Annotated in this window: 24 protein-coding genes; 12 read left to right on the forward strand and 12 right to left on the reverse strand. The window is 41.7% G+C overall.

Annotation, left to right across the window (positions count from 1 at the left end; all coding sequences use genetic code 11):
* From D3222_RS15610 to D3222_RS15645, 8 genes are all read left to right on the forward strand, one after another.
* On the forward strand, positions 1-269 hold a 269-nt coding region (locus D3222_RS15610; protein WP_118986978.1), incomplete at its 5' end, for an ISAs1 family transposase.
* Between the two features lie 279 nt (positions 270-548).
* Positions 549-1,559 (forward strand): hypothetical protein, encoded by a 1,011-nt coding sequence (locus D3222_RS15615; RefSeq protein WP_118986979.1) that lies wholly within the window; start codon positions 549-551, stop codon positions 1,557-1,559.
* On the forward strand, positions 1,556-2,050 hold the full coding sequence (locus D3222_RS15620; protein WP_118986980.1) for a hypothetical protein: 495 nt from the start codon (positions 1,556-1,558) through the stop codon (positions 2,048-2,050). The genes D3222_RS15615 and D3222_RS15620 overlap by 4 nt, the downstream gene beginning before the upstream one ends.
* Before the next feature lie 17 nt (positions 2,051-2,067).
* A complete protein-coding gene (locus D3222_RS15625) occupies positions 2,068-6,468 on the forward strand; it encodes a condensation domain-containing protein (protein WP_118986981.1) in 4,401 nt (1,466 codons plus the stop codon).
* 15 nt (positions 6,469-6,483) lie between these two features.
* Positions 6,484-7,650 (forward strand): efflux RND transporter periplasmic adaptor subunit, encoded by a 1,167-nt coding sequence (locus tag D3222_RS15630; RefSeq protein ID WP_232832542.1) that lies wholly within the window; start codon positions 6,484-6,486, stop codon positions 7,648-7,650.
* Positions 7,634-8,299 (forward strand): ABC transporter ATP-binding protein, encoded by a 666-nt coding sequence (locus D3222_RS15635; protein WP_118986982.1) that lies wholly within the window; start codon positions 7,634-7,636, stop codon positions 8,297-8,299. The genes D3222_RS15630 and D3222_RS15635 overlap by 17 nt, the downstream gene beginning before the upstream one ends.
* A 2-nt stretch (positions 8,300-8,301) precedes the next feature.
* Complete coding sequence (locus tag D3222_RS15640; protein WP_118987026.1) at positions 8,302-9,525, forward strand: ABC transporter permease; 1,224 nt, start codon at positions 8,302-8,304, stop codon at positions 9,523-9,525.
* Positions 9,526-9,561: 36 nt separating this feature from the next.
* Positions 9,562-9,792, forward strand: coding sequence for a phosphopantetheine-binding protein (locus D3222_RS15645; RefSeq protein WP_118986983.1), 231 nt, complete (start codon positions 9,562-9,564; stop codon positions 9,790-9,792).
* A gap of 6 nt (positions 9,793-9,798) precedes the next feature.
* On the opposite strand, the gene D3222_RS15650 is transcribed toward D3222_RS15645, so the two are convergent.
* The 10 genes from D3222_RS15650 to dapA form a co-directional block, all read right to left on the reverse strand.
* Positions 9,799-10,977 (reverse strand): alpha/beta hydrolase family protein, encoded by a 1,179-nt coding sequence (locus D3222_RS15650; RefSeq protein WP_118986984.1) that lies wholly within the window; start codon positions 10,975-10,977, stop codon positions 9,799-9,801.
* A 16-nt stretch (positions 10,978-10,993) separates the two neighbouring features.
* A complete protein-coding gene (locus tag D3222_RS15655) occupies positions 10,994-11,266 on the reverse strand; it encodes a type II toxin-antitoxin system RelE/ParE family toxin (RefSeq protein WP_118986985.1) in 273 nt (90 codons plus the stop codon).
* Positions 11,263-11,529 carry an antitoxin of toxin-antitoxin stability system gene (locus D3222_RS15660; protein WP_088374396.1) on the reverse strand — a complete coding sequence of 89 codons (267 nt, stop codon included), beginning with the start codon at positions 11,527-11,529 and terminating at the stop codon, positions 11,263-11,265. The genes D3222_RS15655 and D3222_RS15660 overlap by 4 nt, the downstream gene beginning before the upstream one ends.
* Before the next feature lie 91 nt (positions 11,530-11,620).
* Positions 11,621-13,276: an ATP-binding cassette domain-containing protein gene (locus D3222_RS15665; protein WP_118986986.1), complete on the reverse strand. Its 1,656-nt coding sequence runs from the start codon at positions 13,274-13,276 to the stop codon at positions 11,621-11,623.
* Positions 13,273-14,988 (reverse strand): ABC transporter ATP-binding protein, encoded by a 1,716-nt coding sequence (locus D3222_RS15670; RefSeq protein ID WP_232832543.1) that lies wholly within the window; start codon positions 14,986-14,988, stop codon positions 13,273-13,275. Before D3222_RS15670 ends, D3222_RS15665 begins: the two co-directional genes overlap by 4 nt.
* Positions 14,989-15,865: 877 nt before the next feature.
* Entirely contained in the window at positions 15,866-16,579 is a 714-nt protein-coding gene (gene purC / locus D3222_RS15685; protein WP_118986989.1) for a phosphoribosylaminoimidazolesuccinocarboxamide synthase, read from the reverse strand.
* Between the two features lie 409 nt (positions 16,580-16,988).
* A complete protein-coding gene (locus D3222_RS15690; RefSeq protein ID WP_118986990.1) occupies positions 16,989-18,155 on the reverse strand; it encodes a VopS family T3SS effector adenosine monophosphate-protein transferase in 1,167 nt (388 codons plus the stop codon).
* A complete protein-coding gene (locus D3222_RS15695; protein WP_198672832.1) occupies positions 18,142-18,585 on the reverse strand; it encodes a type III secretion system chaperone in 444 nt (147 codons plus the stop codon). The genes D3222_RS15690 and D3222_RS15695 overlap by 14 nt, the downstream gene beginning before the upstream one ends.
* A gap of 359 nt (positions 18,586-18,944) precedes the next feature.
* A complete protein-coding gene (gene bamC, locus D3222_RS15700) occupies positions 18,945-19,994 on the reverse strand; it encodes an outer membrane protein assembly factor BamC (RefSeq protein ID WP_118986992.1) in 1,050 nt (349 codons plus the stop codon).
* A 16-nt stretch (positions 19,995-20,010) separates the two neighbouring features.
* Positions 20,011-20,910, reverse strand: coding sequence for a 4-hydroxy-tetrahydrodipicolinate synthase (gene dapA, locus D3222_RS15705; RefSeq protein ID WP_118986993.1), 900 nt, complete (start codon positions 20,908-20,910; stop codon positions 20,011-20,013).
* Positions 20,911-21,168: 258 nt separating this feature from the next.
* Here dapA and D3222_RS15710 point away from each other — a divergent pair, with 258 nt between their 5' ends.
* Positions 21,169-21,714 (forward strand): glycine cleavage system transcriptional repressor, encoded by a 546-nt coding sequence (locus D3222_RS15710; RefSeq protein WP_118986994.1) that lies wholly within the window; start codon positions 21,169-21,171, stop codon positions 21,712-21,714.
* 26 nt (positions 21,715-21,740) lie between these two features.
* On the forward strand, positions 21,741-22,211 hold the full coding sequence (gene bcp, locus D3222_RS15715) for a thioredoxin-dependent thiol peroxidase (RefSeq protein WP_118986995.1): 471 nt from the start codon (positions 21,741-21,743) through the stop codon (positions 22,209-22,211).
* 115 nt (positions 22,212-22,326) lie between these two features.
* Here bcp and D3222_RS15720 read toward each other — a convergent pair whose 3' ends face one another.
* Positions 22,327-23,406: an AI-2E family transporter gene (locus D3222_RS15720; RefSeq protein WP_118986996.1), complete on the reverse strand. Its 1,080-nt coding sequence runs from the start codon at positions 23,404-23,406 to the stop codon at positions 22,327-22,329.
* 136 nt (positions 23,407-23,542) lie between these two features.
* Between D3222_RS15720 and D3222_RS15725 the strand changes: the two genes are divergently transcribed.
* A complete protein-coding gene (locus D3222_RS15725; protein WP_118986997.1) occupies positions 23,543-25,006 on the forward strand; it encodes a beta-barrel assembly-enhancing protease in 1,464 nt (487 codons plus the stop codon).
* Positions 25,007-25,015: 9 nt separating this feature from the next.
* Complete coding sequence (gene arsC / locus D3222_RS15730) at positions 25,016-25,372, forward strand: arsenate reductase (glutaredoxin) (RefSeq protein ID WP_118986998.1); 357 nt, start codon at positions 25,016-25,018, stop codon at positions 25,370-25,372.
* A gap of 38 nt (positions 25,373-25,410) precedes the next feature.
* On the opposite strand, the gene hda is transcribed toward arsC, so the two are convergent.
* Entirely contained in the window at positions 25,411-26,118 is a 708-nt protein-coding gene (gene hda, locus D3222_RS15735; protein WP_118986999.1) for a DnaA inactivator Hda, read from the reverse strand.
* Positions 26,119-26,312 lie beyond the last annotated feature (194 nt).

Genomic DNA, 26,312 nt, shown 5'->3' on the forward strand with positions numbered 1-26,312 from the left:
GTTCGTTGCCTTTAGATGTGGAGCGGGCTGCCACGGCAATAAGAAAGCATTGGTCAGTGGAAAATGAGCTACACTGGGTTTTAGACGTCATCTTTCGGGAAGATGCTATCTCGCTTAAAGATCCTGATGGTGCAGCACAAATGGCTCTTTTTAATCGAATAGCATTAAATGTGATTAAACAAAATACGAGTATAAAAGATAGTCAAGCAGCGAAACGTCGAAGAGCGACTTGGTCAGGAGAATTTCGTAGCCAGCTTCTCTTTGATTAAATTAAATACAAAGTGGAATCCCGCCCTGCCATCCAGCTAATAGTTAGTATCGTCTAACCTTTAATCGAACGGAGGGTAAATTATTCTATGTTTTCCCATTGAGTACTCAGTATGATACCCAAATACCATTATGATAATCATAATATATACTTACAATGAATATCTCTGGTAAGAAATATCAATTAGATAATTATTTCAGTAATGAAAAAATTTAACAAAGAAAGGTTACATATTATCTTAATAAAAAAAGAATTCCGTTAACTTATAAAGGAACGAATTATGAAAAGACGTACATTTATTGGCGTGGCTGCGGGTGCGGCTATTGGCAGTGTCATACCCACCGTTAACGCTCGCACTGATAGTAACCGCCTGTTTGGCGTGCCACGTTCATTACTCTCTCCGGGGGAAGTTGAAGAAAATAAGCTCAGGCTGTCAATGTCAAACGCCAAACTCCCGGTTGAAGTTTGGGAAGAGATCATCACCTATAACCGATTCTGGGAAACCCTACGACAGCAGCCCGATTTAGCATTAGAATACCGGGAATCACCGGAAAAAGTGTTGGCTGAATTTGGCATAGACAAAGATATCGTTAGCCCCGGCTCCGCAGAGGAATTACTGTTATTCATCACTTATGACAAAGACTTAATGAATGCGGTAAAAACCAACGACTATGAAGCGCTCTTTTCCCACCTAAAAACCTATGGTTTAAACGAAAGGGGCTCAAGTCTGAGAAGCCGAATCAATCATCATCTCAATCAAGATGCCAGCCTTGTCGCACATTTTAAAGAACACATCGACTCCTATCAGCTCCAAGATACCGACAGTCCTCCTCTTATCCGGCTGAAAGAAATTCTGGAACCCTTAAACCATGAAGATGACACCAGTATTGAGATTGCTCGCCTGGTGGTAGGGGCAAATGTCGTTGCTGCGGTTAACGTGGCTGTCGGCACCCGAGTTGTCGCGGCAGTGAATGCGGCGGCGGCAGTTAACGTAGCAGCCTACTTGAGCCTGGCGGTACAAGTAGCGGTCACTGTATGCATGGCAAATTATTTACCCAAAATTGATCATAGCGACCTTTCAACCGGCACGGCTTCTCTTCACCTTGCCAGACTCTATAACAACCAAGAAATGGTCGATACACTGGTCAAAGAAGCGGTCAGAAGGGAAATCACCGCTTGCCTGTTTGCAGCGCAAAAGTGTGGTTATATCAATCTGCCCACAACACGCGAAGAACGCAAAGAAGTGATTCATCTCTTTACCGAATTGTCTTTAGGAATGGCAGCAGCATGAATAATATCGTGGGATTAAATCCAGACTTCAAAGTCATATTAATGAATGTCGCGACGCTCGTCCTGATCGCTTTAGTTTTTCTGCCTGTACCATACTGGCTCAGTAACAGCAATCCCAATAAGCTGGCGGCAAGTATTGCGACAACTCTCTTTGTCATCATTGCCTTATTTGTAGGCTATCAACTGTTATCAAATAAAGCCGTGGTCAAGGAAGGAAAATTATTGATGAAGTCCGGGGTATATTCACACGAATGGGTTATTTCCTCATTACGCCAGGAAGAAGGCGTTTCCCTGGAAGATTTTAGTCGCAGTAATGGTATACATATTATCCATTATTCGTCTGGATACTACCACAAGGGACAAAACAAATATTTCATTCTGCGTGTCAGCAAGCGCCCTCTGATCTGCTTTAGCTCAGAAGGTAATATTGGGTTATGCATAGATGAATCTATTTTTGGAAAAATAAAGGGCGAGTTGCAAGGTGAAATATAGTCTGGAGCCGCAAGATAATGGAATATAGTGACAATTATTGGCCGTTGAATTATACCCAGCTCCGCTTAGCTATTGCTAACACTGTTGCTGACGATAAGTCTGTCTTCAATGTCGGTGAATTCGTCAGCTTCCGTGATAATATTAATCTGGCAAGATTGAAGCAGTCCATTATCACCATTCATCACTTCAATGATGGTTTTTCCTTACGTTACCGTATTGCTGAACACAATATTTTTCAGGAAAAGGGATCTACACCCGTCGAAATTATACCAATAAAACTGTCGGATCCCGCAGTAGAACCAGCAGCAAAAGCTGATTTTGCCAAAAGAACAGCTCAACCGCTAGCGCCTGAAAAAGGGGTGACGATAAGGCATTATCTTTATTTTAATGATGTTGGTTGCTGTTTTTGGGGGATCATTGCTCACCATATCGCCACAGATTATTGGGGCATAGGTCAGTTGATTCACGATGTTTTGTCTTGCTATGAACAACAAGCATTCCACTCAACATCAGCGCCTATTTTTACCTATCAGGCTTACCTTGACGATGTTAAATATAAAGCAAACGTGCATTATGCCAACAACAAAGAGTATTGGAATAACTACCTCAACCAACTGCCCAAATTAGAGGATTATGCCCGTAAACGCCTATTTCCCTCAAAAGCAATTAAAGTAAGCCGGACGCTCACCGCAAACAACGGTGGTTTTACCTTTAATGATAAATTAATGATGATATTGGCACTATGTCTGCAAATGACCAAACGAGGTCGCTTATCAACAAGTATCATCAATTTACCTTTCTCTAATCGACGTGATAAAGGAGAATACCGCTATTATCGCCCGACAATGAACACCTTGCCTCTTATGGTTTCTTTAGCCCCGCAAGCAACAATAAAACAGATCCTCGTAGCAATGCAGTCGCAAATTAGCCTGCATAGCAAGCATAGCCGTATTGATATAAATGATTTAAATCATGAAGCAATCAGTCGAGCAGATCAATTCACTGCCGCTCCCTATGTTAATCTGCTACATGAGCTTGAACATGATCTTATGAAAGATAATCGCGCCATTCGCGGTTGTATGACTTCCGGCGCAGTCAACAATTATGGTATTAATATCCGGTTTTCTCCTGATGGAAAATCAGCATTAGTTGAATTGGATGTGGGGAGCCGACTATATAGTTATTTTGCCGCCCATACTCTGATCGACGATTATTTACGTATTTATAGTACTATTGCAGAAAATATTAATGAAACGGTTGAGATATATTGGGGAAAATATAAAGAAATTGAACCAATGGATAATATTATATCTAGCCTGGATAACCCCGAAAATATTGTCATTAATCACCCTATTAAAGAGAATATTATTGCCAGAATAGCACAAGTCGTTGCAGTATCGCCGGACAAAAAATCAGTCATTTATGGGGATCAAGCAGAAATAAACGCCGTGCATTGCCTTAATTACCATGAACTTTACCACAAATTATTAACTTTCAGTCAATTGATATTATCCTGCCCTCTACAAAACCGAAGGGTAGCAGTGTTATTACCCAGAGGGATGGATTCCTTATTATCTCTATTATCAATCCATACTGCGGGACTCTGTTTTGTCCCAATCAATATGACATTTGGGCAAGAAGAAATTAATAGCATATTAGATGGCCTGAATATTTCTTTATTAATTACTGCCTATCGCTACCATGAAAAAGTAAGCGGTATTAATAATACTCATCTTCTCTTTATTGAAGATATAGAAAATCGCCCTTCCGAAATATTCCTGGGGAATGATATAAAACGCCCCGCGGCTCAAGAGGATGAAGCCTATATCTTTCTCACATCAGGCACCACGGGTGTACCGAAAGCAGTACCGATAACGTTTAAGGGGCTTTATGCCTATTTAGCTGCAATGACAGAGCAGTATGATATTAAACAAGATGACGTTATTCTCAATTTCAGCACACCCGTTTTCGATGCTTATATTGAAGAGGTGTTTGGCTGTTTTTATCAAAGCGCCACGTTAGCCATTGCCAGTGATCACATGATCGTTGAGCTTAATGCACTGTTTTCATTTTGCCATGCACAATCAGTCACTATAGTTAATTTTCCTACCAATTATTGGCATCAAATTGTCTTTTTCCTACATGCAGCCATTAAAGAATTAGCGCCTTCGATTAGAATAACAATTATCGGTGGCGATCTGGCAATGGATAAAGCCATTCATCATTGGTTGGAAAAAGTAGGATGTGGCATTTCTCTGATTAACTCTTATGGCCCAACAGAATGTTGCGTTGTGGCTAGCAGTCACAAAATAGATGATAAATTTCAACCCGGTAATATCATTGGCAAAGCGCTAGCAAATACCACTATCGTTATTCGGGAATATGGAACTGACAAGATCATCAATGGCAGTAATGGAGAAATATGTATCCGTGGCGATTCTATCTGTACCGGATATATTAACGATAATCAGTCAACTTCACGTAAATTCTTACAATTGAACGATGGAGAAATCTATTATTTAACCGGAGACCGTGGATTTTACGATGCCCAAGGGAATTTAAATTTTATTGGCCGCCTGGATAAAGAGCGTAAAATTGACGGAAAACGTGTCGATCTGGATGAAATGCAAAAATTACTTACAACGGCGATTAATATTGATGACATTCATTTAACGATAAAAGAAAATGAAACGGGGTACCAATATATTAATATATTTATACCTGATGGATCATGCTCAATTACACGTCACGAAATCGTTTCATTCTTGCGTGGATGTTATCCAAAATTACAGGTGCCTTTTATTGTCGAATTAGCCTCATCCAACGATGCTGCTCCAGTGTCAGAGTTGAATAAAGAAGATAATATTTCTCAAATTAAAAGGGAAAAACGAGAAATATTTTTTACTCTATGGCGAGAAGTTTTTGGCGATAGCGATAGCGTTATTAATGAAGAGACTAATTTCTTTGACGCAGGTGGTACTTCGCTTAAAGCATTATTGTTAATTAATAAGATCCAGCAACGTTTTAATTGTTCTATTCACCTGGAAGATTTCTATCACGCTCCTAGATTAGGTTATCTATTACAATCTGTCATTCAACAAGGGAAAATACCGGTTTTAATCGATAAAAATAGCACTTGCCTGACAGAACAACACGACCAGTATTATTGGATCATCGATACTATCTCTAATCGTTCAGGCGCTCATAATATCCCGTTATATTATCATCTAACCGGTGATATTGATTTAAAGAAACTACGTTATGCTTTGCTGTATACCATGCAATATTTCCCTGCTCTCTGCCAAAGAGTCACCATAACAGATGGGCAACTCTCTTTAACCTTCTCACCGGCTATCGAAGAGAACCTACCTTTCGAATATATCGATTTAACTCATGCTACCGGCATCAATATTGAAATTTCATTACGCAAGATCTTAAATGATATGGCATTTAAGCCGATGGCGTTACAGGATAATCCACCGGTATATTTTAAGTTATTGAAAATAGCAGAACATGAGCACTACCTTTTATTAAATTTCCATCATGCATTTTGTGACGGGATGTCGATTGCTCACGTGTTGCAAAAATTATCTTCCGCTTACGCAGATAATGTACCAAAGATTGCAGCCGCGACGGAAACAGGCATTAATGTCATTAATGTCATTAATCAGCGCATGTCAGACGAAACATTAAATTTTTGGACAGAAAAATTGTTCAATGTACTTTCAGTTGCCGGACAGCGTAATGATACATCAGAAACTCATCAGAGGATCCGGGGCCGACGTTATTCAATGCCGTTGTCTCCTCAATTAATTGCCGCACTATCCAGCACGCGGAAAAAATATGCGGTGACTCTGGAACATATTGTGATTGGCGCATTTCTAATGACCATTAACTCATTACTCAATAAAGATGAGATTATCGTAGGTATTCCTTGTGCCAACCGCGTTCCTCCCATACCGTTTGACAATGTTGGTAGCTTCGCAACAACACTACTGCTGCCCTATATTACGGCGGAAACTTCGCTGATTAACGTATCCAGATATGTCCGCGATTTTCTGGCGGACGCGAATAAACATTCCAATATCTCACTGGCCTATTTAAAACAACATCTTCATCACCACCACAGTATGCAATTACCGGAAATCACCTATTATTTTTCTTCTCAAATAGGATTTGAGACTGGTTTATATCTTGGTGAAATCCATTGCACCAAGGAAAAAATCAAGGGGCTTAAGCCTAAAGGAGATATTGCGCTCGAACTGATCAATTCACCAACTGGGATAGGTCTGGAATGGCTCTACGATGATGATATTTTCTCTGAAGATATCATCAGCGACATGGGGCTGTTTTTGATTGATTTATTGGATTGCATAGGCACTCAGCATGACCTGATGCCTGACGATTCGAAACGATAACAAATAGTAAAGTGGATGCTGATTGTGCTGGTCAAAAAAAAGAAATGGGTGGTTATCACCATCGCCATGATCGTTTTTCTTACCGTGCTTTATAACAACTTTAGCCAAAAAGAGACATCTACGGTTATGGCAGAACAAATCGTCACCGGAACATTAGGTGATGTTATTACTACGGTAAATGCTGCCGGTGTTATACAACCAACCAGTCAGGTCAATGTTGGTAGCCAAATCTCAGGCCAGTTAACCAAGTTATATGTTGAAGTCGGGGATATCGTCGAAACAGGTAAGCGGGTCGCCAGCATTGATGATACTTTTTATCGTACTAAAGTTGAGGCAAGCCGAGCGCGACTAGAAAAATTGCGAGCCATGTTGCAGGAGGAGCAATACGCTTATCAACTTCTGGTCATCACGGAAAAGCGCCAAAGAGAGCTTAACTTGCGCTCCGCAACCAGCCAGCAACTGCTGGATGAGGCTGCTTTTGGCGTCAAGAAAAGTCAGGCAAGAATTGAAAGCCTCAAAGCAGACATCAGGCAAAATGAACATATTTTGCATAGTGAAGAAGTCAGCCTCAGTTATACCCAAATCTATTCGCCTATTGCCGGCGTAGTGACTGCAATCCATGTTGACCCTGGGCAAACTCTGAATGTCAATCAACAGACACCGGTCCTCATGCAAATTGCCGACCTCAAAAATATGACTGTTTATGCAAAAGTTTCCGAAGCAGATATTAACCAAATCGTCACGGGGCAAAAAGCCTCCTTCAAGATCTATAGTACAAATCAGCATATATGGCACGGTAATGTTAAGAAGATTATGTATAAGCCCGATCTCATTAATAATGCCGTTTATTATACGGTGCTATTCGATGTCCCTAATGATAATTTCCTGCTCAAGCCCAGTATGAGCGCGGATGTCACTATTGTGACCCACGAAAGCATCGGAGTAGTAACCATACCCAGTGACATACTGAATAATAAACGACATCAACCTTTGAACGATGATCTAACGACCTATTTTTTACGTGAAATGAGAGAGGAAAATATCGTAGTAAGAAAATTACTCATCGGTCATAACAATGGAAGACGTTCAGTCGTTGTCAGCGGATTGCAGAATAACGAGCAGATCGTTGTACTTTCCAAACAAGATAATCTTGGGAAGAGCCAAAATGATAACGCTAAATAATATCTGCAAAACCTACGGCAATGAGGGTAAACAGCATCTTGTCTTGAAAGATATTTGCTTAACCATAGACCAGAATGATTATGTTGCTATTCTTGGTCGCTCCGGTTCAGGGAAAAGTACCTTATTGAATATAATAGGGCTTTTGGATCTCGCCAGTGCGGGAGAATATCTTATTGACGATCTCACGGTAATTCAGCAAAAGATCCACTCATTGGCGCTTTTACGGCGAAAATATTTTGGCTTTGTCTTCCAGAATTATAACCTGCTCGAAAACTACCGCATTGATGAAAACATCTTGATGCCCATGTACTACTTAAAAAGAAACTTCGATTATGACAGAGAACATTTTCATTACTTAATCGATCGCCTCCAACTTGACAATTTATTAGATAAATACCCGCGCCATCTGTCAGGAGGAGAACAACAACGCGTTGCTGTCGCTCGCGCTTTGATCAACAATCCAAAGTTTATTATTGCCGATGAACCTACCGGCGCGTTAGATACCACTAATGCGACCAATCTCATGCAGCTTTTTGCTGAATTACATCATAATGGATGCGGCATTATCCTAGTAACACATGATCAAGCTATCGCCAAATATGCCAAACGCAAACTATATTTAGATAATGGTTGTCTGGTGACTCAATGAGTATGAGTAAAATAACCTTAAAATTCAACATTTATTCGATGGTTATCCTGTTTAACCTCAAGATGACGGTACGCTCTCTTACCGCTCATAAAACACGGGTCTTCTTGACGCTATTATGCATTGCTATCGGGGTAGCTTCGATTGTGATCATGCAAGCAATTGGTACAGAAACCAAGCATCATATTGTTAAGATGGTCTCTTCAATGGGAAGCAATATCATTTCAGTAAAATACAAGAGACAAGAAAACGGCGCTTTCGATTCCCATCATGATTATCTGACACCAGAGGATATAACGTCACTTTCAGGTAATCCCCATATTAGCCACAGCACCCTATTTTACGCTGCGCCAGGAACGATAGTTTCTCCACAAGGCACTGCTGATGTTCAATTAATTGGTGCCAATGCAGATATCGCGATTATCCGTAATCTGGTAATTGATCGTGGACGTTTTTACACATTACAAGACGATGCTGCCCTAGCAAATGTTGTTGTTTTGGGGGCCTCTCTGGCCGAACGACTTTTTCCACAAAAAGAAACCGCATTCGAGCAAAGCATCAAGATCAACGACATCTCAATGCAAGTTATCGGTATCTTGACACAGAAAGGCGAAGGTATGGATGCAGGAGTAGATAATGCCGCCTTTTTGCCAAGCAACAGCTATCTGGTACGGCTGTTCGGCAATACGCCTCCTAGTGGCATGGCGTTGAAAGCCAAAGACGCCTCTCATATTGAATCAGTTAAATACGCTGTTGAAGAACGGTTGTCACGGTTTAAACATCAACAAAGCTACGAGATACGTAATACCACGGAATTGTTGAAAACGTTGCATGAAACTCAGTCAAAAATTAATCTTTTCCTATTGTCAATATCGTCAGTAACCCTCTTTGTCGCGGGTGTCAGTGTCATGAATACCATTCTCATCAGTGTTAGAGAACGTAGAAGAGAGATAGGTATACGGCTTGCCGTAGGAGCAAGTTATTCTGATATTTTTTACCAGTTTCTTACTGAAGCATTTTTGATTTCATTATCGGGAACACTATTAGGGCTGTTATTCTCATTTATCGGTTTCAGAATTTTATTACTATTTGATATTACGGTTGGTTTCTCTTTCTATTCCTTTTTATTAGCTTCCCTTGCAGCCTGCTTCATTACCGTCGTGTTTGGTGTATATCCATCACATCGCGCAGCCGCATCGGCGCCAATCGAAGGGATCAGAGAGTTGTAGCTTGTTTTATTTAATACAAATTTTTTTGGAGGAATAATGAAAGATCAGCTTCTCTATGAGATTTTACATCGAGAAATCAGAGCACTTTACCCGGAAGTAGAGACAATACCGGAGGATGAAAATCTTTTTGATATCGGTTTCGATTCGATAAAAATGCTGATGCTGGTTGATCGGCTAAATTATGCGGGGTACCCAATTAACTTTGCAGATTTAGCCCGCTGGCCGACAATCAACGATTGGGTCAAACTGCTCGAAAAAGATAAATAGCGCTGTCTATTTCATTGACGAATGGTGGATGATCCATACAGCCAAATCTGCAATTACCTGCACCGGGATCTGACCTGGTTGCAGATAATCCTCTCCACCATCACATCCTATTGTAGGCAATAAAATATGATTCAATCCAGTGTAGAGTTTGAACTCTGCCTGCTTATTATTTTGCAGGGCAGTTTGCCACATCGTGAAATCAACATTATGCAAAATCTGGAAATCCTGATCTCCCTGAGCAAAAAATAACGGTATTGCAGGCAAGCTGTTTAAGCAGCCAAATGCATGATAATTCTCAATCTGTTTGAGATAACTATCCGGCACTGACAAAAAGCTCTCAAGAGATACTGTATCTTGCCCTTTCCCACTGGGTAATTGGGATAAAATCACCCGGAGTAAATTACGGAAAGGCGCCGCCAACATCGCAATGCCCGTAACATTTAAACCCGATTTTTGCTGTAAGTTCTTTGCAATTAATGGGCTGACATATCCGCCGAAACTGTGCCCAACCAGAAATACTGGCATATCGTGAAATTCAATATGTCCCATTAAACCGGTCAGAATATTACAAGCATCGTCAACAATTTCCGTATTGAGATCGACAACCTCAGGGCCCATATTTCTCTGCCGGATACGGTAATAGCGTTTGTCAAAACGTACACTCGCAATGCCATATTGACTTAATTCATGTGCCAACATACGAAATAGTGGATTAGGCCCAACATCATAATCCATCGAATGCGGACCAGAACCCGCAAGCAATAGTACAAGTGCTTTGGCAGTATGGGGTGATGGTAAACATACCAAACCATCCGGGACATCTCTAAGACCAAACGTCTTTAACGTTTTTTCGATAAAAATACCCTGTTTTGCATACGCATCAGGTATTGGGCATTGAGATAATGTGAGAGAATCAATTTGCCGATCTTTAATCCCAATATAAAGATTGAGCTTTCCATTGAGAGTATTTAGCCGTAGATGACAAGCACCTTGCTGCTGATAAATAATATCAATATCTGAGTTACACAAACTGTCTGCCAATATAGTTAAAGCTAAATCATCAGCCGCCATACGCAATGATTCATTCATTAATTCCCTGGCTACTTCCCATTGCTCATTAAGCAATGTGGTTATTAATATCTGTATTTCACTTTCCAATGTGGCAATTAAGTTCTTAATAAGCATGTAATTACTCAACTTCCTACGGCCACAACCGCGATGTATGCACTAAAGCTAAAATCCAGACAGTTTCACTACTAATCTCATAAACCAGTCGATAGTGTTCGTGTGGAAAAAATTCCAAAGTACCAGAGATCTCTCCGGCATGACCGATATAAGGGAAATCTGCTAATCGATCAGCCGCTGACTCAAACAGTTCGTCCATTTTGAGTGCAGCGTCTGGATTTCTTACAATAAGGTACTCCCATATTGCCTCGCTATCGCAAAGCGCCTGAGGTGTCCAAATTACGTTCACTTACGAGCCTTAACCTGTTCTCTTCGAGCCGCAAAAATCGCTTTTACGTCGCTATGTTCAACACCATTACCCTCTTTTACAGATTGGCGTGCGATATCAACCTTTTCCTGAAGGAAAGCACGATATTTATGACGCTGGACATATTCATGCATCAGTTCACGGACAACTTGAGAAGCTGGGCGGTGTTCTGCTGCCGTAGCAGCCATAAAGTGATCACGCAGATCTGATTCAAGTTTCATAGTAAAAACAGCTTGTTTACCCATAGTCCCTCCTCGTTTGATATAAAAAAATATATACCATTTCATTATTGACATCCACTCCTACCGACTTAGCCAGGAGTGGATATCCAATGGATTATGGTGACTCTCTCCGCTGTTGAACGGTAACAATATGATCCGCTTTAGCGAGAAGATCGGCATTATGCGAGACAACAATCCACAAACCAGGCCAATGCTCAGGTAAAACAGTCCATAAACGACGGGCTGTATCCATATCTAATGACGAATCGCAGTTATCAACAATATAAACATCAGCGGGACGACATAACATCCGGGCTAATGCCAAACGCTGACGCTGGCCGCCAGATAATTGACCGGCACGACCAGAATTAATGACGGTATCGAGCCCTCCTGGCAATTCATATGAGCCGGGCGTCAAACCTACCGCCTCCAGCGCCCGCACCATGACATCATCATCGATATCTTTATCACCCAACGCGAGGTTTTGCCTTACAGTTCCACCAAAAAAACCGGCTTTCTGTCTGGCATATCCAATACGTGGATTCCGCCACCAGTTTTCATTTCCCAGAACTTCTCGGTTATTCCAAAGTACACTGCCGGAACTGGATTTTTCCAGACCAATCAGGTAACGCAAAAAGGTGGTTTTACCCGAACCAATATCACCAACAATGCCAATAACCTGATTAGCTGTTGCCTCAAATGAAACAGGGAGTTGAGTTTTTGAATATGCCAGATGATTAACGCTCAGCTTATGCAGAATTTCATCTTGCTCATACTCTTTGGTCTCTTTTTTATCTACTTTATTCGCCAGAAACTGTCTGATTCGCCCATAACACACATCAGCATTTTTATAATAGGCAACTGACCGACCAAAGAAGAGTATCTGTTCACTGATCCAACCGATATAGGTCAAAAATAGTGCCAGATTCCCTACAGTAAAACTGCCATCAACGATTCGTTTACTCACTATCAATAAGACAGCCGACGTCCCAAGTATGACAATATTTTTGAACAACCCAGAAAGAAGGTCAGTAAATACCTGATGTTTGGCTTGAATAGCTCGTCGATTGACAAATTTCTGCGATAACCGCTCAATCTGCCCCTCCATTTTGTTGCCAAGGCGCAGGTCGCGTATACCCGTTAAGACGTCAGTAATCTTGCCGGCAATATCCCCTTGCGATTGACGTTTACTCTGCTGTAAATTCCCTACCTTGCGTTTAAGTATCACCCCGACCCAGAGGCCCACAATCATAGGCATAAGAGCAAGTGTGGTTATTATGTCAGTGTTGATAAGCACAACTAATGCGATAATTAAAAGTAATGCACGGTAAATAAAATCAGAGGTCCAACTCAGAAATTCCGCAATTTCATCACTATCATCACGGATACGGTTTAAAATATCGCCTTGAGAAAAAGTCTGTCTCTGATTGCGGGAACAATGGCTCACGCCCCATAAAACCCGCTCTTTCAGGTAAGCACTGACTTTGAAAATTAACGTAAAGTCAAAGGTTAACCCTAGGAATAGAAACAATGATCGCAAGACCATTGTGGCAATCGCCGAGGCAAGTAACCACCAGACCACAGGGTTAGTCGGCTCATTCATCGCTCTATCGAGTAATTTACTGATTAAGTAACCAATCAACAGAGGAAAACCATGCATCAGTGTCCACACGAACATGGTAATGAAATAGAGAGGAGCAAACTTTTTTATCAGCTCAATCAAGGCTGGTAACATTTTAAGTTTAGTTGATACATTGGAGGATATAGTCATACCATAAGCCCATGATTACTCGTTAACATTGCGATTTCTGTTTCAGGGATTCGTTGTTGAATCCGCCCATCATCGATAATGATAATTTCATCAACCACCGAAAGTGTGTGAAGGCGATGTGCAACCATCACGACAGTACGATTGTGGCTTAACTTTTCAAGTAATTTCAGCCAACTCTCTTCCGTTCGCGGATCAAGTTGAGAAGTTCCTTCATCAATAATGACCAACGAGCAATGCTGTAACATCACTCTGGCACCCGCTATCATTTGAATTTCTCCTGCTGATAGCATCAGACCATTAGTACCAACCGGTGTATCAAGACCATCAGGTAATGCCCTAACCCATTCAAGCGCATCTAATTCCTGGAGAACCTCCCAAATTTGATCGTCAGATATTTCATTGCTGAAAAGCGTTAAATTTTCCCGCAATGTTGCGGAAAACAGATGAGTACGCTGACTCAAGACAGCAATCTTTTTCGCAAACTCTTCCGGCTTAATCGTTGAGACATCGACATTACCCATTGTTACTCTGCCTGAATCGGGTCGCGCGAATCCACACATCAAATTAAGAAGGGTACTTTTCCCCGCCCCCGTTCTACCAATAATGCCAATTTTGCTCCCCGGAGCGACGTAAAAATTAACGCCATGCAAAATCTGCGTTTCTTTTCCGTTATAACTGAAATCAACATTATCGAAATGGATAGAGAGAGGACCATCAGGCAGTAAATTATCCGATGATTTACCCGGGACGCCTTCATTTAACATTTTTGCCGAAAGTGACAAAGCAGCAAATAATTTCTGTATCAGCTCTATTTCTGATGACATATCCTCCACCGGCTCCCGAAGTTTATCAACGTAGAGATAAACCATCGTTAATGTACCGATGCTTAAGCTGTTCTCACCAAGTAATTGCAGCCCAAAACCAAAACCTATACCAAAACAGAGTGCAAAGAAGATCTGAGTAATTGGCCAAAAAGCCCTGCCACCAATATAAGCACTGCGTTCAAATTTGAGCAACATTGACAGCATCTTACGAAATGCAATAGCAGGCCAATGCGCCTGCGACAATGGTTGTAAATCATCCATTGCATGTAATGAATCACCGACAAAACCAAAGATTCGGGCTTTTTCATTTCGCGCAATTAACCAACGACGAACAGAAAGTCTGGTTAACTGAATCAATACATACGCCACCAGTATGACGACGACTGCTATGGCAATACCTGCCTGAGGCATGACGCTGAATATAATAACCAATGTCCCTAATGTCAGCGCTAAATTAGCAATGGCCTTGAAACCTGCTTTAGAAATCGTTTTTCCTATAATATCAGCATTACCTTCAATATTTTCCAGCAATTCTCCCTGTGATCGCCGTTCTATTTCCAATACAGGTAAAACTGTCATCACATGGTGAAAGAGCTTATATCTAATGGTATCAGCAATACCCCAACCGGCTTTGGTGCTCATGTAACTGGTTACCAAACTACCGATAACACCAATCGATGCAATAAAAACATAAATAATTGCCAACACGATAAGTTGATCAACAGTCGTTCCTGATGTCGCCTTATCAACATAATTCCGGATAATATAAGGACCGCTTAGATCGCACGATAATGTAACGGTTAAGGCCAAAAACGCACATACAACTGTCCCCTTAAATGGTATGGCACTCTGTAACAGTATCCGCCATACAGTTAAATTCTTTGACATGACGCTTTTCATCTTTAGGTTATGGCACCTCATTAAAATTAGCGATGTTATTTGCAACAATCAGTATATACCCGTTATCTTTCAAGCTGCCTCTTTGTTGGCTGCACTCACTCACCCCGGTCACATAGTTATCTATGCTCCCGGGGATTCGCTCCCTTGCCGTCGCGATGCAACTCGAAATCTATTAGGTATATGCAGCCAACATCAAGGTTATTAATAACAGATCGATCACAACAGCAAGATCTGGTTCACATTTAGCAAAATGCAATTATCGCAAAATACCCGCATTTATCACGATCTGATTGAAATGTTTATAAACGCTATCACAAGAAAATAACCGAACAATAAAATCGAGACCTTATTCTACAATGTCAATACCTTTATCAGGTCATTTAATAACCTAATTGTCAGGTACATTCTCAATACGAATAATGAACAATATATCCTTCATCTTTCAAGCTGCTGCTTTGTTGGCTGCTTTCACTCACCCCAGTCACATAGTTATCTATGCTCCCTGGGATTCATTCACTTGCCGCCGCGCTGCAACTCGAAATCTATTAGGTATAAATAACTTATTCCAAACAATGAATCATAAATGGAGTAAAAAATAGCAATAATTCCAATGAATTATAATGATTTTTACAAATATATAGCGACTATATAAATGAATTCCTATTCAATATTAACTGCCTTAAATTGCGCGTAATTTAAACAATTCATTACTACAAAGCCCTAGTCTATTCTATATCGAATTAATTCATATTAACTATTCATATTGTCAGATAATATTTGATCATAAAAGGCCAATGAAAAAATCACAACCAGAATCACTTGTGCCAATAAAAGGGCCTTTCGGCCCAAGTAATCGTTTGCGCAATTAGTCCAAAATAACACCGATACGGCGCGCTACCTCTTCATACGCTTCAATCAGACCACCAAGACTTTGGCGAAAGCGATCTTTATCCATTTTGTTCAACGTCTCTTTGTCCCACAAACGGCTACCATCAGGAGAAAATTCATCCCCCAGAACTATCTGCCCTTTGAACAAACCAAATTCCAGTTTGAAATCAACCAAAATCAAACCCGCATCATCAAACAATTTGCTCAATACCTCATTGGCCTTGTAGCTCAATTCTTTCATTTCAGCCAGATGTTCCTTGCTAACCCAATCAAAAGTTTCACAATAAGATTCATTCACCATTGGATCGTGCTTAGCATCATTTTTCAGAAACAGATCGAACAGAGGTGGATTCAATACCAGACCTTCCTCAACACCAAGGCGTCTAACTAATGACCCCGCAGCCCGATTACGCACAACACATTCAACCGGCACCATATCCAGCTTTTTAACTAATACCTCAGTGTCCGATAACAGTCGTTCCATTTGCGTCGGAACCCCTGCTTCCGCCAATTTGCTCATAATGAAATGGTTAAATTTATTATTCACCATCCCCTTACGATCAAACTGTTCAATACGTTCACCATCCAATGCTGATGTATCATTACGGAACTCCAACACTAACAAATCAGGATCATCCGTGGTGTACACCGTTTTTGCCTTTCCACGATACAACTCAGCTTTTTTTTGCATCTTATATACTCCAGAGATATTACTACCATAGATAAATAATAAAACAGATTGTCGATAAAATCCTGTCCAAAGGGCTGATTTTTTCTATAATTATCTGATTAGTCTAAAAAACAGCCAAATTTCATGCTAAAAAACCGTCTGCCTATCAATCTCAAGGCAAGCTGATGACCTTCGAAAAACTTATCCTCAAAGGTCATCTGGTAAGTAAAGCTAACAAAAAAATTGCTCGATTCTGTATTTCTGGAGCGTTAAAAACTCAAAATATCGTGAATATCTTAGCAATATGGTAACCAACGATAGTCAGCGATATTAATTTGAATTTCCTGAGTTTCAGGAAGAAATTATATGAAGGGGATATTCTTAACACAGCGCTATGTTAATAAGCTGGCCTGCACACGCAGGCCCCTTTTCAGTGAATCCCATGCAAAGCATTTTCTGTCTTGACAGAAAGGGGGGAGAATTGACCCGCTCTCAGTTCTGTCAGCGCATAAAGGAGACGTCCCATCCGGCCATTACCATCAGTGAAACCGTGAAAACCGACGACAGCAGCAAAAAGCTGTTTCCCAATCTGAGGATCTTCCTTGTCCAATGTCTCCAAATGATGTGCCAGCATTGCTGCACCGCCTATACTAGAAGGAAGGCTCCCACCGCTGATTGCTGGACCACGATAATCACGCTCTATGTTTGGAACCAGTCGATGATGAAGCTCCTTGAGGGCTTGGCTATCAGTGAGATCTTTTCCATTATGGGTATACTCCTTGAGTAGCGCTGTGAAGTTACTCCATTCGTTCCCCCCCGAAGTGGATGCCTTAAGGATCCAGGCGGTAGCACGGTCAGCATTATCCGTTAACTTACCTGGGTTATAAAACTCTTCAGAAAGGGTTTCTGCATAAATGCCCTGGCTAAGATCTTGGCCTCTTATTGCTTCTTGATGATGTTGGGCTGCCAGCAAGTTCTTCTCTTCCATCATCAAAACTGGCTCAAGACTGTCAACAGCTTTAGCAGCCGAAGGTTGCGTACGTAATTGTTCAAAACTGACAAAAGACTGCTCAGGGGCCGCCAATTTATTGGTCAGTTGAGCTGCGGCCTGGTGCCCTATCAGATCCTGTAATTTCTTACCCGTTTCTGTATTCAGTAGTGACTCGGACATAGCACACTGTAGCAAAAGAGAATGTTCAGCCAACGTTGCTTCCGTCATTTTATGGGTATCTGCTGTTTTTAACCTCTCCAGTACTTGTTCTGGTGTCCGCAAACTGCCATCCTTAAACAACATACGAGCATGGCTAACCGAATCCGTGCTCTGTAGACGCTGCTGTTGCGCCCCTTCGGTAGAAAAGAGGGTTTTAGTCACCTCTTTAGCCACTGAGGCACTACTGCCATGTAAGAAAAATTTACCTACCCCTTCAAGGAAACGGGCAAAGTGATTGCCTTTTGGATGTGTACGCAAAACCTGTTGCAGATCTGCATTAATATGATATGCATGCCCAGCAACTTGCAATTTACCTTCGTTACGAACCTGCTCTTGTATTTGTGATGAGGCATGTTGTAATGCGGTAAGATTCTTAAATTCGATCATAAATTATTCTCCTGTCATAAGACGACGGCAAGGTATTTTTCTGTGATAGTGACGATGGAAATGTATTTGCCCAAGTAATAAATTCAGACAATTCATGCTCCAACTTATTGGCCGTGAGAGGTAGCAAGGGTAATATTCTATACGCAACGACCCCAAGCTCTTGATGCCAACCAACACCAGGTAACTGATTATTTAATGGATTAAGTGCTATATTGAGCAAATAACGAAGAGTGTCAGCATCAGCTGAATCTGGAAGTACCATATCTATCTGGCCAATAATGACTAAATGTTCTTCCTGACGACGCAAAATAACAGGCATAGAGTTATCGATGAGTAAGAAGCAATTTCCCTCTTCATCAAAAGAGAGTCCATTCATACCCAATTTGGTTGCCAGTTCGGTCATTAATATATTAGTGAGATAATCATTCATAGTGGAGAAAGGAAACCCAAGCATCTTGATGATAGGATTTTAAGCTTTCAGCAATATGATGACTGTCAGATCTAGTCTATCTTTTGTATATTGGCAACCAATATTAAGCAGTTATAGATAACAGCCTTACCACAAATAAATTCAAAATTAACAATCGAATCAATTACATAGACTAGATAATATTTAGGCGCCGACTTTTCAGTAGTACCCTTTCCAAGGGAAATTGCGCTGGAAGAGACCATCTTAACCTCGCGGCAAGACCATCTTTTGTACGAGAATTCAATGAAATCAAAGCGCTCACTTAAACAGCCAGCGCTTTGTCAATAATCCGAGGGGGCTTTTCGCCCCTTTAATTAGACCTATAATCCTGTGGTCTGGCTGAAAGCAGCCTTCAACGCTGCAACCAATTCGTCATTTTGTGACTGGGTCAACGGCTTACCTTTATCACTGATAAACTGTAAGCTGCTCCGGTTATTCAAATCACCAACCTGTAATTTGTAATCACCTTCATTAATGGATGGTTCATTAACACCCATTGATTTCCAGCCAGATGAACCGAGGCTTTTATAAGTTACAGTAATAGAGCCCGTTGAACGGCTGCGGCTACCCACTTTCATACCGACTTTTTCCAGTGCTGCCGGTAATCTATCCCAAACAATATTATATGGCGCCCGAACAATCATCTGAGGTAATCCAGATGTATCACCGCCACTCCGTACATCCAATGAACCTAGATTACGCGCCACAGAGTCATCGCTAATGCGTTCACGCTGCTGGTTTACACCTTCAATTAATTCATTGAGCATCAGTGTGTTATAACGTTGGATTTCAAGAGGATCAGTTATCTGATGATCACCTTGTCTCAGCCCTTCATTAGTAACGGATAATTCAATCTGATAGCTCTGGCGTGCAACACTAATACGATGACGAGTCTGATATGGAACATTTTCATCCGCACGCGGCCAATCGAGCCAATCGGTTGTCAATGTCTGGCTAGCATCATCGCGTTGGCTAACTTGGTAACCTTTTTTCAATAGCACATTGTTAATCTGTGACCACAGATGACTATTCTCAGGCGTGCTTTCAAATAGCAACTTACTGCTCTTTGCACTGTTTTCAGTACGGGAACCACTCAATAGGGCGAGTGTCTGAGATGGCGGGCGAATATCAAGCGCTTTCCCAACCTGCCCCTTAGAGGCTATTGCTGGAATATCATATTCACCATTCTGCAATGGCAATACCATACCCGCAGGAACTTTCAACGCCTTCAGGGAAGGAGTTTCAAGATATGTCTCATCATCATTGACTTGGCGCTTATAGCTCTGGTCGTTGGAACAGGCTGCCAATAACATGACAAGTGACATACCAGCAACCTTCATCACCTTCGATTTTTGCAACAATATTGCCATTAAAATTCCCTAAATTTTACAATAATCCGGCCGTTTTCAAGGCTTTTTCAACTGAGACTTTTCCTGCATCCGTCAATGGCGTCATCGGCAGACGCACGGTGTCATCAGCAATCAAACCCAATTTGTGACATCCCCATTTAACTGGAATCGGGTTAGGTTCAACAAAGAGCTGACGGTGTAAATCCATCAGGCGGTTATTTAACTGACGCGCCTCTGCAAACTGGCCGTTTAATGCCAACTCACAAAACTTAGCAACTTCAGGCGCCGCAATGTTTGCAGTAACAGAAATAACCCCTTTGCCACCAAGCTGGATAAAATCCAATCCACTTGCATCATCACCACTCAATAAGATGAAACTGTCATCATTAACCAATTCTTGGATTTGACTAACTCGATTTAAGTTCCCTGTAGCTTCTTTAATTGCGACAATATTTTTAATCTTCGCCAAACGCGCCACAGTTGACGGCAGCAGATCACACCCGGTACGAGAAGGCACATTATACAGAATTTGTGGTAAATCCGTATTTTCAGCAATCGTTTTAAAATGCTGATATAAACCTTCCTGCGACGGCTTATTATAATAAGGCGTTACCGTTAGGCAACCAACAACGCCACTGTTTTCAAAACGTTTCGTTAGGGATATTGCCTCAGCAGTCGCATTTGCACCTGTTCCGGCAATAACCGGAATACGCCCATCAGCCAATTCCACGGTTGTCAAAACAACATCGCCATGCTCATCATGACTCAATGTGGCAGATTCTCCAGTTGTCCCTACCGAGACTATCGCTGATGTCCCACTAGCAACATGGTAATCGATTAACGTTTTCAAACTGGCCTTATCAACCTGACCACTCGCATCCATTGGTGTTACCAGCGCAACAATGCTACCTGTAAATTCAAATCTCCCGCTAGACATTACATAACCCCCTATACAAACAAGAGCTCCATGGTACTTTTTAGTCATTCAGAAGGAAACTATTTAACACAGGATTTCGATGAATTTTGTTAATACCAGATAACCTCTGTTAAAAAGAAGTGATAACCAAAGTAATTTGTTGAAATTCAATGATAGGGAATGGAAACACAATAGAGCAACCTTGATGCAATTGACCTTGGCAGTATGGCCTTTTTATGTTTACCTTAACGAAAACACAGCAGAGAAGGAAAAGTGACTTTGCCACAATCAGAACAACATTTTCTCGTTATAACCGCTTTAGGCGCTGACCGCTCTGGTATCGTCAACACCATTACTCGTCTTGTGAGTGAGTGTGGTTGTAACATTGAAGACAGCCGCTTAGCCATGTTTGGCGAGGAATTCACCTTCATTATGCTACTTTCCGGTAGCTGGAACGCTATCACAATGATTGAATCCTCACTGCCACAGAAAGGGGCCGAGCTCGATCTTCTTATCGTAATGAAACGCACAAAGTGCGATGTCCACACAACATTTCCTTCCACGGTTTCCGTTAAGGTTGATGTTGATGATTCAGCCGGCATTGTTGAGCAGTTTACCAATCTGTTTACTACACAGGATTTTAATATTGCTGAACTGGTATCAAAAACACAGCCACCAGAAGGCGATATCCCTGCTCGGTTGCAGATCCAGATTACCGCCCACAGTCTATTAGAGGATGACGGCATAATTATTAAGCAGGCGTTTAATAAGTTATGTACAGATCTAAATGCACAAGGCAGTATTAGTATTCTAGAACCACTTTAGTTGAAAGATTAAACGGAGAATACAGGATGAACCCATTGAAAGCCGGTGATAAGGCCCCTCAGTTCAGCCTTCCTGACCAAGATGGAGAAACAATCAATTTATCTGATTTCGAAGGCCAGCGTGTTTTAGTCTATTTTTACCCTAAAGCAATGACTCCTGGTTGTACTGTACAAGCCTGTGGTCTGCGCGATGAAATGGATACATTAAAGGAATCAGGTGTTGAAGTGCTAGGCATTAGCACAGATAACCCAAGTAAATTGTCACGCTTTGTGGAGAAAGAAATGCTGAACTTCACATTGTTGTCCGATGAGGATCATCAAGTTGCTGAACAGTTTGGTGTCTGGGGCAAGAAACAATTTATGGGAAAAACCTATGATGGTATCCACCGTATCAGTTTCCTGATCGATACCAACGGTAATATTGAGCACGTTTTTGATAAATTCAAGACCAGTGATCACCACCAAATCGTGGTGGATTATCTGAAACCGCACCCTTAAATAGAAATTTAATCACGCTCATTTAACCGCTCAAGATGCTAGGGGCAAGTACGGGAGGGATATCACCACCCCGTACTTCCCCTAATAACGGGTACCAACATCATTAAAAATAGATTTACTCTTTTATTTCACCGTTTTCTGTTATAACTATCTCTTCCGGCCAGGCTTGGATCACCGCTTTAATCAGCGTCGCCAGCGGAATAGCAAAAAATACGCCCCAGAATCCCCACAAACCACCGAAAGTAATCACGGAAAGAATGATTACCAACGGGTGCAAGTTTACGGCTTCAGAGAATAAAATCGGCACCAGCAAGTTACCATCCAGCCCTTGAACAACTAAATAGGCAATAATCAAAGTCCAGAAATCTGTCCCGACTCCCCATTGAAATAACGCAACCAGTACAACAGGAATCGTGACAATCAGCGCACCCACATAAGGAATTAACACTGACAGCCCAACCAAAACAGAAAGCAGCAATGAATAATCCAATCCAAGAAATGCAAACACCGCGTAGGTACAAATACCAACGATCACCATCTCGGTGACTTTACCCTGAATATAGTTAGTGATTTGCTGGTGCATCTCGCGCCATACCTGCCCGGCCAAAATGCGATTACGTGGCAGGACCCGTTGCAATGCTTGCAACATCTGGTTTTTATCTTTTAGCAAGAAGAAGGCCATCAGTGGCACAAGAATCAGATAAATAGCCAGCGTTAACAAACCAATCAATGAAGCCACCGAAAATTTCACCACAGACTCTCCGGCAGTTGAAATCTTACTGCGCAAATTTTCGGCCATCATATCAATGATGCCAGCATCAACCAAAGCCGGATAACGGGCTGGTAATGTCTGAGCATATTCATTAAACCGATTAAGCATATTAGGTATATCTGACAACAGATTAATTCCCTGCTGCCATACAGTTGGCGCCACAATCAAGATGACCAACAAACTAATACCGGAAAAAATAATTAGCACGATACAAACAGCCACTGTGCGCGAACATCCCAGTTTTTCCAGTTTAGCCGTTGGCCATTCCAACAAATAGGCAAGAACAATCGCCACCAGTAAAGGTGTCAAAATGCCATGTAAGAAATAAATAATGCAAAACCCTGCCAACAAGATGACAAATAACGCAATAACTTGCGGATCAGTAAACCGACGGCGATACCACTGTATAATCATATCCAGCATTGACCAGGCTCCTTGATAGCAATATTCATATTTCTATTTTTCTTAAAAATTGTACTAATTGATTAATTTTAAGGTACCCTTGTTTATCATACACGCATTATCTAAAACGATGGTCAAATGAGAGCATTTTTGTTTTATGAAAATAATGTCTAATCAATCTCTGACAGCAATATTAATCAGTACATTATTGCTAACAAGCTCCCCTGTTCTCAGCGCCTCCATTGAAGATTCATTACCGGATATGGGTACCACGGCAGGTTCAATCCTGAGCATCAATCAGGAACTGGCAATGGGAGATTTCTACGTTCGCCAGATGCGTGACAACGCTCCGCTGATTTATGACCCATTATTAACACAATACATCAATGCCCTTGGACAAAGGCTAGTGGCCCATGCGGACTCAGTTAAAACACCTTTCCATTTCTATCTGATTGATAACCCGAATATCAACGCTTATGCTTTCTTTGGCGGTAATGTCGTACTCCATGCCGCACTTTTTCGTTATAGCCGTAATGAAAGCGAGCTTGCCTCGGTAATGGCTCACGAAATTTCCCACGTCACTCAACGCCACTTGGCACGAATGATGGAAGATCAGCAACGTACAGCACCGCTAGCCTGGGCAGGTATGTTGGGTTCTATTCTTTTACTAATGGCTAGTCCACAAGCAGGGATGGCAGCCCTCAGCGGCACTATCGCCGGCGTACAACAAGGCATGATCAGTTTTACTCAATCCAATGAACAGGAAGCTGATCGTATTGGCATGCAGACATTACGTAAAGCTGGCTTTGATCCTCAAGGTATGCCAGATTTTATGCAAATCATGGTAGATCAAACCCGTTACAGTTCCAAGCCACCAGAAATGCTACTCACTCACCCGTTACCTGACAGCCGCCTTGCTGATGCACGTAACCGCGCTAATCAATATCCGGCCCAGAACCTTCCACAATCTCAAGATTTTCTGTTCGCCAGAGTCCGTGTCATGGGCATGTACACCACAGAACAACGCGGCTACCTTGAACAGATTTTAGAAAATTACCGCAGAGGCACAGCTAAAGAACAACTTGCCGCCGCTTATGGCCGGGCAATCTTACTTTCCCAAGATAAAAAATACACTGAGGCACGAGCTATTCTGGAATCACTGTTAGCAAAACAACCGGATAATGTCTGGTTCATTGACACAATGACTGATATCGACATTGAACAGAACCGAATTGCTCAGGCTATCACCCGGTTACAGAACACTTTGCAGAAACAAAAGGACAATTTGGTATTACAGATCAATCTCGCTAATGCGCTTATTCACGCCAAACAATATCAACAGGCTTTAAAACTGCTCCACCGCTATACATTCAATAACCCAGATGATCCCAACGGTTGGCACCTGACAGCCGAAGCCGCTGCCAAACAAGGTAAACGCCATGAAGAATTATCAGCGCATGCTGAAGAAATGGCACTTCGCGGTCAGTTTGGCAATGCCATCAAATACCTCAGTAGTGCCAGCTCACTCGTAAAATTAGGTAGTGACGATCAAGCACGTTATGATGCTCGTATCGATCAATTACGCCAGCTACAACAGCGTTACAGTCAATACAAACGTTAAGGAACTCTCATGCAACAGGTGACGATTTATCATAATCCCCGCTGCTCAAAAAGCCGTGAAACTTTGGCACTTATTGAAGAACGGGGAATTAAGCCACAGATTATTCTCTATCTGGAGGCTCCTCTCACCGTAGAAAAATTATCCGTTCTGCTAGAACAGCTTAATTTTCATGATGCACGCCAATTGATGAGAACGAAAGAAGATCTATACAAGGAGTTGAATCTGGCTGATGAAAAACTCACTCAGCATGATTTACTGAAAGCGATAATTGCTCATCCTAAACTGATTGAACGCCCAATCGTCGTTTGCGGTGATAAAGCCAGACTTGGGCGCCCACCGGAAAAAGTAACAGAAATTCTTGATTGATCAGAATCGATGTGATGATGGTGACATCACCATCATCTTTAAAGGTGCAAAATATCCTTCACAAATGGAATCGTCAGCTTGCGCTGGGCAACTATCGAAGCGTGATCTAACTGATTCAATGCCATAAACAGGGTCCGCATTTCTCTGTCTAATCTTTTCAGTAAAAAGCGCCCTACATCTTCCGGCAATTCAAAACCGCGTAACTTCGCTCGCAATTGCAAGGCTTGTAATTTCTCATCATCGGAAAGCGGTTGTAATTTATAAATTTGCCCCCAATCCAGACGAGAAGCCAAATCAGGTAATTTAAGATCTATCTGGCGAGGTGGACGATCGCCGCTAATAAGCAAACAAGTACGGCCAATCTCCAGAATGCGATTATAAAGATTGAAAATCGCCATTTCCCACTCTTCATCACCAGCAATGCACTCAATATTATCGATACAAACCAGTGACAAGTGTTCCATGCCATCAAGCACCTCAGGGATAAAATAGGCACGTTTATCCAGCGGAACATAGCCCACGGCTTCATCTTTTAGGGACAATTCAGCACAGGCGGCATGCAACAAATGACTTCGGCCCCCACTATCACGGGACCAGAAATAAATATAGCTGCCATGCGGCTGATTAATGGCCAATTTGATTGCAGCTAACAGGGTGACATTTTCCCCCGGAAAGAAACTGGCAAAAGTTTCGTCATCGGGAAGATACAAAGGTAACGAAAGCTGCGATGGTGTGTTCAGAAGCACCTCAAACAGAGCTGGTAATAAACGCGAACAAGTTTATCACAGAAAATAGTTATAAATGAACTGTATAGGTAAATAATAAAAAAACTATTTTTAGGATTCAATAAGTTAAATCCGTTTCGGCCCCAGAAACGCATAATATTTCGTCATAATACAGAACGGCCCGCAAGCGCCTGTAAAATATTCCGCATGTGAAA

It is taken from the genome of Photorhabdus sp. CRCIA-P01 (genome assembly GCF_003545805.1).
Lineage (GTDB): Bacteria > Pseudomonadota > Gammaproteobacteria > Enterobacterales > Enterobacteriaceae > Photorhabdus > Photorhabdus antumapuensis.

What these genes read in the sequence shown, in the direction of transcription:
- D3222_RS15665 (WP_118986986.1), bottom strand. Translation starts at nt 13,276, where the DNA reads ATGACTATATCCTCCAATGTATCAACTAAACTTAAAATGTTACCAGCC.
- arsC (WP_118986998.1), top strand. Translation starts at nt 25,016, where the DNA reads ATGCAACAGGTGACGATTTATCATAATCCCCGCTGCTCAAAAAGCCGT.
- D3222_RS15650 (WP_118986984.1), bottom strand. Translation starts at nt 10,977, where the DNA reads ATGCTTATTAAGAACTTAATTGCCACATTGGAAAGTGAAATACAGATA.
- bcp (WP_118986995.1), top strand. Translation starts at nt 21,741, where the DNA reads ATGAACCCATTGAAAGCCGGTGATAAGGCCCCTCAGTTCAGCCTTCCT.
- D3222_RS15630 (WP_232832542.1), top strand. Translation starts at nt 6,484, where the DNA reads ATGCTGATTGTGCTGGTCAAAAAAAAGAAATGGGTGGTTATCACCATC.
- D3222_RS15615 (WP_118986979.1), top strand. Translation starts at nt 549, where the DNA reads ATGAAAAGACGTACATTTATTGGCGTGGCTGCGGGTGCGGCTATTGGC.
- bamC (WP_118986992.1), bottom strand. Translation starts at nt 19,994, where the DNA reads ATGGCAATATTGTTGCAAAAATCGAAGGTGATGAAGGTTGCTGGTATG.
- D3222_RS15670 (WP_232832543.1), bottom strand. Translation starts at nt 14,988, where the DNA reads ATGTCAAAGAATTTAACTGTATGGCGGATACTGTTACAGAGTGCCATA.
- D3222_RS15725 (WP_118986997.1), top strand. Translation starts at nt 23,543, where the DNA reads ATGAAAATAATGTCTAATCAATCTCTGACAGCAATATTAATCAGTACA.
- D3222_RS15690 (WP_118986990.1), bottom strand. Translation starts at nt 18,155, where the DNA reads ATGATCGAATTTAAGAATCTTACCGCATTACAACATGCCTCATCACAA.
- D3222_RS15625 (WP_118986981.1), top strand. Translation starts at nt 2,068, where the DNA reads ATGGAATATAGTGACAATTATTGGCCGTTGAATTATACCCAGCTCCGC.
- D3222_RS15660 (WP_088374396.1), bottom strand. Translation starts at nt 11,529, where the DNA reads ATGGGTAAACAAGCTGTTTTTACTATGAAACTTGAATCAGATCTGCGT.
- D3222_RS15640 (WP_118987026.1), top strand. Translation starts at nt 8,302, where the DNA reads ATGAGTAAAATAACCTTAAAATTCAACATTTATTCGATGGTTATCCTG.
- D3222_RS15620 (WP_118986980.1), top strand. Translation starts at nt 1,556, where the DNA reads ATGAATAATATCGTGGGATTAAATCCAGACTTCAAAGTCATATTAATG.
- purC (WP_118986989.1), bottom strand. Translation starts at nt 16,579, where the DNA reads ATGCAAAAAAAAGCTGAGTTGTATCGTGGAAAGGCAAAAACGGTGTAC.
- D3222_RS15695 (WP_198672832.1), bottom strand. Translation starts at nt 18,585, where the DNA reads ATGAATGATTATCTCACTAATATATTAATGACCGAACTGGCAACCAAA.
- dapA (WP_118986993.1), bottom strand. Translation starts at nt 20,910, where the DNA reads ATGTCTAGCGGGAGATTTGAATTTACAGGTAGCATTGTTGCGCTGGTA.
- D3222_RS15645 (WP_118986983.1), top strand. Translation starts at nt 9,562, where the DNA reads ATGAAAGATCAGCTTCTCTATGAGATTTTACATCGAGAAATCAGAGCA.
- D3222_RS15720 (WP_118986996.1), bottom strand. Translation starts at nt 23,406, where the DNA reads ATGCTGGATATGATTATACAGTGGTATCGCCGTCGGTTTACTGATCCG.
- D3222_RS15635 (WP_118986982.1), top strand. Translation starts at nt 7,634, where the DNA reads ATGATAACGCTAAATAATATCTGCAAAACCTACGGCAATGAGGGTAAA.